General features: G+C 76.0%; 7 protein-coding genes. 3 read left to right on the top strand and 4 right to left on the bottom strand.

Annotation, left to right across the window (positions count from 1 at the left end; genetic code table 11):
* The coding region (locus ACFUEL_RS30450; RefSeq protein ID WP_380240001.1) for a zinc-binding dehydrogenase at window positions 1–640 on the top strand (640 nt) is incomplete at its 5' end.
* Between the two features lie 113 nt (window positions 641–753).
* On the opposite strand, the gene ACFUEL_RS30445 is transcribed toward ACFUEL_RS30450, so the two are convergent.
* Window positions 754–1,371, bottom strand: a complete 618-nt coding sequence (locus tag ACFUEL_RS30445) for a TetR family transcriptional regulator (RefSeq protein ID WP_380240000.1) — start codon at window positions 1,369–1,371, stop codon at window positions 754–756.
* Window positions 1,372–1,493: 122 nt separating this feature from the next.
* The gene (locus tag ACFUEL_RS30440; RefSeq protein ID WP_380239999.1) at window positions 1,494–3,383 is read right to left on the bottom strand and encodes an alkyl/aryl-sulfatase; all 1,890 of its coding nucleotides are present in this window, start codon (window positions 3,381–3,383) and stop codon (window positions 1,494–1,496) included.
* A 211-nt stretch (window positions 3,384–3,594) separates the two neighbouring features.
* Between ACFUEL_RS30440 and ACFUEL_RS30435 the strand changes: the two genes are divergently transcribed.
* Window positions 3,595–4,068, top strand: a complete 474-nt coding sequence (locus ACFUEL_RS30435; RefSeq protein WP_380240002.1) for a PaaI family thioesterase — start codon at window positions 3,595–3,597, stop codon at window positions 4,066–4,068.
* Here the strand turns inward: ACFUEL_RS30435 and ACFUEL_RS30430 are convergent.
* Window positions 4,065–5,693 (bottom strand): cation acetate symporter, encoded by a 1,629-nt coding sequence (locus ACFUEL_RS30430; RefSeq protein WP_380239998.1) that lies wholly within the window; start codon window positions 5,691–5,693, stop codon window positions 4,065–4,067. The genes ACFUEL_RS30435 and ACFUEL_RS30430 overlap by 4 nt on opposite strands.
* Complete coding sequence (locus ACFUEL_RS30425; protein WP_380239997.1) at window positions 5,690–6,010, bottom strand: hypothetical protein; 321 nt, start codon at window positions 6,008–6,010, stop codon at window positions 5,690–5,692. The genes ACFUEL_RS30430 and ACFUEL_RS30425 overlap by 4 nt, the downstream gene beginning before the upstream one ends.
* Before the next feature lie 383 nt (window positions 6,011–6,393).
* Here ACFUEL_RS30425 and ACFUEL_RS30420 point away from each other — a divergent pair, with 383 nt between their 5' ends.
* Window positions 6,394–7,647, top strand: coding sequence for a PucR family transcriptional regulator (locus ACFUEL_RS30420; protein WP_380239996.1), 1,254 nt, complete (start codon window positions 6,394–6,396; stop codon window positions 7,645–7,647).
* The last annotated feature ends 113 nt before the right edge of the window (window positions 7,648–7,760 follow it).

The raw sequence follows: 7,760 nt of genomic DNA, 5'->3' as shown, positions 1-7,760 counted from the left end.
GCCCGACGACGTGCCGTTCGAGGTCGGCGCGCTGATCGGCTGCGGCGTCACCACCGGCATCGGCGCCGCGCTGCACACCGCGAAGGTCGCGCCCGGCTCCAGGGTCGCGGTGATCGGCTGCGGCGGCGTCGGCATCAGCGTGGTGCAGGGCGCCCGGGTGGCCGGGGCCGCCGTCATCGTCGCCGTCGACCCGGTCGCCGGGCGGCGCGGCTGGGCGCTGGAGCTGGGTGCGACGCACGCCGCCTCCCCCGAGGAGTTCGCCGCGCTGAGCGCCGAACTGACCGGCGGCGAGGGCTTCGACTACGTCTTCGAGGTGGTCGGCAAGCCCGCGACCGTCCGCACCGGCTACGACGCGACCCGCCGCGGCGGCACGCTCTGCCTGGTCGGGGTCGGGGCGCGGACCGACTTCCCGCAGATCAACCTGGCCGAACTGGTCATGCACGAGAAGAAGTTGCTGCCCTCCTTCTACGGCGGCACCGACGTGCTGGAGAACTTCGCCCGGATCATCGAGCTGTGGCGGGCCGGCGAGGTCGACCTGGAGAAGATGATCACCCACCGGGTGCCGCTCGCCGACGCCAACGAGGCGGTGCGCCAGATGCACACCGGCGAGGCGCTGCGCACCGTGCTGACCATCGACTGAGCCCGGCCGGTGCGGGCCCGTCCGCCCGCCCGGCCGACCGGCCCGCACCGGGGGCGCCCTCCCCTCCCGGTGCGGGCCCCGGCCGTACACCGGGGCCTCGGGGCCTCGGGGCCTCAGCCGCGTGCGGGCCGCCGGACGGTGCGCGGGCGGTACTCGACCGCGGTGAGCGCCAGGGAGACGTACCGCTGGACCAACTCCTCGACGGGGAGCGGTCCTTCGGGCCGGTACCACTGGGCGATCGCGTTGCACATCGCGATCACCGCGCGCCGGGCGTCGTCCGGGTACGGGGTCAGGAAGGTCCCGTCCGCCACGCCCTGCTCGATCACCTCGCGGAACTGCCGGGTGCCGCGCTCCTCGTTCTCGCGGTAGCGGGCGAGGTGCTCGGGCTCCAGGCTGCGCCCCTCGGTCAGCACGATGCTGCTCTTCACGGGGTGGCCCGCCCGGAACCGGACCGTCGCGGCGACCAGGGCCTCCAGCCGTTCGGCCGGGTCCTCGCCGGCGGCGGCGAGCGCCTCCTCGCAGGCGCCGAAGTAGGCGTCGAGCCCGTCGTCCAGGATGGCGACGAGCAGTTCCTGCTTGCCCTTGTAGTAGTAGTACAGGGCGGACAGGCTGACGCCCGCCCGCTGCGCGATGTCCCGGATCGACGTCGCCCCGTACCCCTGTTCGGAGAACTGCGCGCGGGCGGCCTCGATGATGGCCGTGTGGCCTGCGGGTACGGGTCGGCGGGACACGGGCGCTCCGATCTGCTGGGCTGCTCCGGCCCCTCGGGTGGACCGGACGTTCGTCCGGTACGACCGGCAGCGCCATCGTAGGCGAGGACGCGGACGGCCCGCGCCGGCGGGCCGGGCCGGGTCTACGGGAGCGCGAGCCGGAAGCCGGGGCGCGGCGCCTGGAGCAGGCCGAAGAGGGTGGTCAACGCCTCGGCGTCGCCGTCGATTTCGACCCGGCCCGCGGCGGCCTCGGCGGCGAGCGTGCTGCGGCGGGCCAGGACGCCGGCCAGCACGTCGAGCCCGGTACGCACGGTGACCTGCGGCCGCTCCCCGCCCGGGGCGCCGCCGCGCACCGGGGTCAGCACGCCGTTGGCGAGCAGCAGCGTCCAGACGTCCGCCGCGCCGCCCGCCTCCGCCGTGAACTCCCAGCGCGCCAGCAGCCGGTGGGCGGCGGCGCGGGGGCCGTCCACCCGCACCGCGAGCGCCTTGAACAGCTGGTCGGCGGGCAGGCCCCAGGCGATGCCGCCGCCCGAGCCGGAGCCGCTGCCCGGCGCGTCCCGGTCGGAGAAGTCGCGCAGGTCGCGGGCGCCGCAGAGGTAGAAGTTGCGCCAGGTGCCGTTCTCGCAGGCGTGCGCCAGCCGCTCGAAGACCTCGGCCTGCAGTTCGCGGGCCTCGCGGTTCTCCGGGTCGGCGAACACGACGTGGTTGAGCACCTCGGCCGCGAAGCGCAGGTCGCCCGCGTCGGCCGTCTTCCTGGCCTTCGCCAGCACGGCCGCGGCGCCGCCCATGAACTCCACGTACCGTTCGGCGGCCGCGACCGGCGGGTGCGGCCACAGGTGGGCCGGGTTGCCGTCGAACCAGCCCATGTAGCGCTGGTAGACGGCCCTGGTGTTGTGGCTGAGCGAGCCGTAGTAGCCGCGGGCGTGCCAGGCGCGCGCCAACTGTGGCGGGAACTCGGCGAGTTCCTCGGCGATCTCGGGGCCGGTCAGCCCCTGGTTCATCAGCCGGACGGTCTGGTCGTGCAGGTACGCGTAGGCGTCGCGCTGCTCGGAGAGCATGGTCAGCAGCTCCGCCCGGCCCCAGGTCGGCCAGTGGTGGGAGCCGATCAGGACGTCGGCGCGGTCCGCGTACAGGGTGATGGTCTCGGTCAGGTACCCGGCCCACGCCTGCGCGTCGCGGACCAGCGCGCCGCGCAGGGTCAGCACGTTGTGCAGGGTGTGGTTGGCGTTCTCGGCAACCAGCAGGACGCCGTGGTCGGGCAGCAGGAAGTTCATCTCGGCGGGCGCCTCGGTGCCGGGGGTGAGCTGGAACTCCAGCCGGACGCCGCCGAGTTCGAGGACCTGCCCGGTCGCGGTGACCAGGTCGGTGGGCGGGATCAGCCCGACCTTCCCGCTGGAGGTGCCCTGGCCGAGGCCGAAGCCGATCGCCCCGTCGGGGGCGGCGGGCAGGCCCACGCCGTACATGTACTGGGCGCGGCGCAGCATCGCCGGTCCGGCCACCACGTTCTCGCCGACCGCCTCCTCCAGGAAGCCGGCCGGGGCCACGATCCGCACCCGCCCGGCGGCCGCGTCGGCGTCGGAGACGATGCCGCGCACCCCGCCGAAGTGGTCGGTGTGGCTGTGCGAGTAGACCACCGCGGCGACCGGGAGGTCCCCCCGGTTGCGGCGGTACAGCGCGAGGCCGGCGGCGGCGCACTCCTCGCTGATCAGCGGGTCGACGACGACCAGGCCCTCGGGGCCCTCCACGATCGTCATGTTGGAGACGTCCAGGCCGCGGACCTGGTAGACGCCCTCGACCACCTCGAACAGGCCGTGCAGGGAGTTCAGCCGGCCCTGGCGCCAGAGGCTGGGATCGGCGGTCGCGGGGCACTCCTCGGCGAGGAAGGACCAGCGCTCGTTGTCCCAGACCACCCGCCCCTCGGCGTTGCGGACCACGCACGGGCTCAGGGCGTCGAGCCGGCCCCGGGTGGCGTTGGCGAAGTCGGTGGGGTCCTCCCAGTCGAGTCCGGCGGCGGATACGGGTGCTGCGGTCATGGTGCCTCGATTCGTCTTGCGCTGGGAACGGGTGGGGGCGGGAGCCGGCCCCGGCAGGCGTACTTAACGAACGTTCAATCACTGCGCGCTGCCGCACCAAACCACGGCCGTCCGACCCTGTCAATCGGTTGGACGCACCCGGCTGTAGTTACCGAACGATCGTTAAGATACGCTTGGCGGCCCGCCATCCCTTCGATCCCGGGAGACCGCCATCACCACCATCCCCTGGGGCGTCGGCTCCGGCCTCGACCGCGTCCGACGGCTCGCCGACGACCTGGCTTCCGCCTACCTCCCGCACGCCCACCTGGGCCTGGCCATCGACCGCGCCGACAAGGGCCTGGTGGAACTGCGCTGGACGCCGGGCGACGCGATCCTCAACCGCGCCGGCACCGTCCACGGTGGCTACATCGCGACGGCGCTGGACGAGGCGTGCGGGCTGGCCGCGTCCAGCGCCAGCGAGCCCGCAGCGCCGTTCCTGACCATGAGCCTGAACGTCGACTACCTCCGCCCGGTGCTCGCCGGGGTGGTCTACACCGTCACCGGCGAGGTGCTCCAGGCGTCCCGCACCCGCACCCTGGTCCGGGCCACCGTCACCGACCCCCTGGGCCGCCTGTACTGCCAGGCGTCGGGGGCCCTCACCCCGAACCGGAAGCTGCTCGCCGCGGCGGCGGCCGACGGCGCCTAACCCGGCACCCGTCCGGGTCGGCCGGTCCGGCCGGTCCGCTCGCCCCGTCGGGCCCGCTCACCCGGTCCGGTCCGGCTTGTCCGGCTTGTTCGGCTTGTCCGGCCGGGGAACCGGCTGCCCGCCCAGGCCAGCAGGAAACCGGCCGGCACCGACACCACCCCCGGGTACACCAGGGGGGACCAGGCGAAGTCCCGGTCCGGGAAGAGCGCGAGCGGGCCTCCCGACACCGTGGGCGACAGCGCCTGCAGCAGCACGGCGCAGCCCAGCCCGCCGTACAGCGCCCACAGGGCCCCGGCCCGGCCGAAGCCCGGCCAGAAGAGCGCGCCGAGCGTGGCCGGGAGGATCGAGGAGGCCGCCGCGGTCAGCGCGAAGGTCGCCAGGAACTGCGTGTTGGAGCCGTGCACGGCGAGCGCCAGGGCGGTGCCGGTCAGGCCGGTCGCGGCGACGGCCCAGCGGGCGGTCCGCACCTCCCGGGCCTCGGTGAGCCGCCCCGCCCGCAGCGCGTGGGCGTGCAGGTCGTGCGCCAGCGCGGCGGCCGCGGCCAGGGTGAGGGCGGAGACCACCGCCAGCGCGGTCAGGAACACCGCGCAGGCGACGGCGGTGAACAGCACCGCCCCGGCCCCGGAGGCCGGGCCGCCGCCCAGCCGCCCGGCGAGCAGCGGCAGCGCGGCGTCGCCGCTCGGGTCGGCCCGCAGGATCGCCGGGCCGCCCACCAGCGCGGCGGCGCCCAGCCCGAGCACGGCCGCGGTGGCGACGACCGCCCCGGCCACCGCGACCGCGACCCCGGCGCTGCGCCGGGCGGTGGCGCCGTCCGGGGCGCAGCCCAGCCGCATGGTGAGGTGCGGCATGCAGGCGCCGCCGAGCACGGCCGTCAGTTGCAGGCTCAGGAAGTCCAGCCGCTCCACCGCCCCGCGGCCCCGGTAGGCGCCGGGCCGCAGGTAGTCGTCCGGCCGGCCGCTGCCACGGGCCGCCGCGGTCAGCAGCCGCTCCGGGTGCCGGCCGAACTGGGCCAGCAGCACCGCGGCGGTGGCGGCCAGTGCGGCGAGGACCACGAAGACCTTGAGGATCTGCACGGCGTTGGTGCCGCGCATGCCCGCGGCGACGGCGAAGCAGGTCATGACGCAGCCGATCAGCGCGATGCAGGCCGACTGCGCGCCGGGGCCGGTCGCCCCGGCGAGCTGGGCGGTCACGCGCCCGGCCCCGGCGAGCTGCACCACCAGGAAGGGCAGCGTGGTGGCGAGCGTGGCCACGCCGACCGCGACCCGTGGCGCACGTCCGGGCAGGCGGCGCGCCAGGACGTCGCCGAGGGTGAACCGGCCTGCCTCGCGCAGGGGTTGGGCGATCAGCAGGAGCAGCCCGAGGGCCAGGACGCTGCACAGGGCGATGCTGAGCCCGTCGAAGCCGGCGAGGGCGATCACGCCGGTGGTGCTCAGCAGCGTGACGGCCGAGACGTAGTCCCCGGCGAGCGCGAGCCCGCCCCGGAGCGGGGTCAGCCGGGCCTGCGCCGCGTAGTAGCTCCGCAGGTCGTCGTCGCCGTCGGAACCGGCGAGCAGCCCGAACAGCAGCAGGACGCCGACGATGACGACGAAGGCGACCAGGACGGGGGCGTGCGCGGGGGCGGTCATCCGGCGGCCGTCCGCGCTCCGCCCCGGGCGGCGGTGCCGTGGGCGGCGGTGTCACCGGCCGCGGTGTCACGGGCTGCGGCGGCGTCGTGGGCGGCGCAGTGCCGCTCGTACCGGAGGACCGTGGCCGACAGCAGCAGCGCCTGGCCGGCCAGGAGCAGCAGGCCGGCCGTGACCGGGCCGAGCACCGGTGCGGCGAGCAGGCCGCCGGCGCTGTGGGCGGTCAGGACCAGGAGGAGCAGGCCCGCGCCGTTGGTCAGGGCGAAGGCCCGCCGGGCGGAGCCGGGCCGCCGGTGGGGCGGCGGGTGGGGCAGTGTCATGGAGCCGTCCTCGGTGAGTGGGTGAGTGGGTGGGCGAGTGGGTGGGTGGGTGGCTGGCTGGTTGGGTGAATGGGCGGATGGACCCGGTCAGTTCAGGACGGTGCTGGGCCGGTGCCGCCGCGTCCACCGGCGGGCGGCAGGACGGGGAGGGCGCCCATCCGGCCGGGGCGGCGCTGGGCGCCCGCACAGGTGCGCGCCCGGACGGCCGGCGGCGCGGGAGGTCTCGGTCCTGCGGCGGATGGGCAACGGCGCCGTCCGAACCTTCAAACCTGTCGATCGTTCGTTTAGTATTCCGGGCGCGTTCCCCTTCACCCCGCAGCCCGGCCCGCGCGTACCGTCTCCGGTCACCGCCGCCGGGGCTGCCACAGGCAAGGAGGATTTCCATGTCCGTACGGCAAGTCGTGGGCCACGGGCACGCACCGCCCCCGGTCGGAGCGGCGGTGGCGGCCCCGGCCGCGGACGTCCAGGAGGCGCTGTGCCGGGCGTCGGACGACGTGCGCGGCCGGGTCGCGGACCTGGCCTCCGAGGTGATGGAGCGCCTGCGCGAGGCCGAGCCGTTCTACCGGGACGCCGCGATCGCCCCGAAGGACTCGCCGGAGGTCACCGAGCGGGCGCTCCTCGCGGGGCTGGACTCCATCAAGTCACCCGGCCTCAGCGGTGGTTCGGCCCGGTTGGCCTGGCAGGTCGGGGTCCGCCGGGCCCGGCAGGGCGCCCCGCTGCCCCCGCTACTGCGCGCCTACCGCCTGGGCGGCGAGGCCCTGTGGGACCGGCTCGTGCAGGCCGCGGCCGACCGGCGGCCGCAGGACGCGCTGCTGATGGCACGGGCTGCCAGCTCGGTGTGGGCCCTGGTGGACCGCGACTGCCAGTTGATGGCCGACGCCTACCGGGAGACGGTCGGCGAGTTCCGGACCAGGCCGGCCGAACGCGTCCGGGCGCTGCTGGACGTCCTGGTGGACGGCCGGATCGACGACCTCGGCGTGGCGGGGGCCGCGACCGAGCTCGGCGTGCCGGTCTCCGGCCGGTTCGCGGTCGCGGTGGTGCGCACCCCGCTGGTCCGGCCGCTCCGGGACGACCGGACCGCTCCGGCCGAGCCGCCCGGCATCCGGCTGCTGCGCACGCCCCGCAAGCACGGCGAGGTGGTGATCGCCTTCCTCGGCGAGGCCGAACTCGACGTGCTCACGGCCGCGTTCAGTGCGGCCGGCCTCGGCCAGGTCGGCATCAGCCCGGTGGTCGACCGGCTGGCCGCCGTCGGGCGCGGCCACGAGCTCGCGACCCTCGCGCTGCGGACCTGCACCCGCGAGCAGGAGGTGGCGGCGCTGGACGCGCGGCTCCCGGCCGGCCTGGTGGTGGGGCGTCCCGACCTGGCCGGGGTGCTCCTCGAAGGCGTGCTGGGCCCCGTGCTCGCGCTGGACCCGGCCGACCGGGAGCCGCTGCTGGCGACGCTGGCGGCGTGGATCGAGTGCGGCGGCTCGGCCCGCGGCGCGGGCACCCGGCTCTACTGCCACCGCAACACCGTGCTCAACCGGCTGCGGCGGCTGGAGCAGACCACCGGCCGCTGCCTGGACCGGCCGCAGGACCTGGTGGAACTGGTGCTCGCCCTGGAGGCGTTCCGCACCGGAACGGCCGGCCGCCCCTGACCGGGGGCGGCCGCCACCACGGGCTCCGGCGCCGACGCGAACACCGGCGCGAGCGCCGACGCCGGCGCAAACACCGACGCGAGCACCGACGCGAGCACCGACGCGAGCACCGG

It is taken from the genome of Kitasatospora sp. NPDC057198, assembly GCF_042670125.1.
GTDB lineage: Bacteria > Actinomycetota > Actinomycetes > Streptomycetales > Streptomycetaceae > Kitasatospora.
The sequence above is the reverse complement of the archived record's forward strand: the minus strand, read 5'-3'. Positions and strand labels throughout refer to the sequence as shown.

Bases quoted from the DNA above. Each gene is read 5' to 3' on its own strand.
- ACFUEL_RS30440 (WP_380239999.1), bottom strand. From the start codon at position 3,383: ATGACCGCAGCACCCGTATCCGCCGCCGGACTCGACTGGGAGGACCCC.
- ACFUEL_RS30430 (WP_380239998.1), bottom strand. From the start codon at position 5,693: ATGACCGCCCCCGCGCACGCCCCCGTCCTGGTCGCCTTCGTCGTCATC.
- ACFUEL_RS30425 (WP_380239997.1), bottom strand. From the start codon at position 6,010: ATGACACTGCCCCACCCGCCGCCCCACCGGCGGCCCGGCTCCGCCCGG.
- ACFUEL_RS30420 (WP_380239996.1), top strand. From the start codon at position 6,394: ATGTCCGTACGGCAAGTCGTGGGCCACGGGCACGCACCGCCCCCGGTC.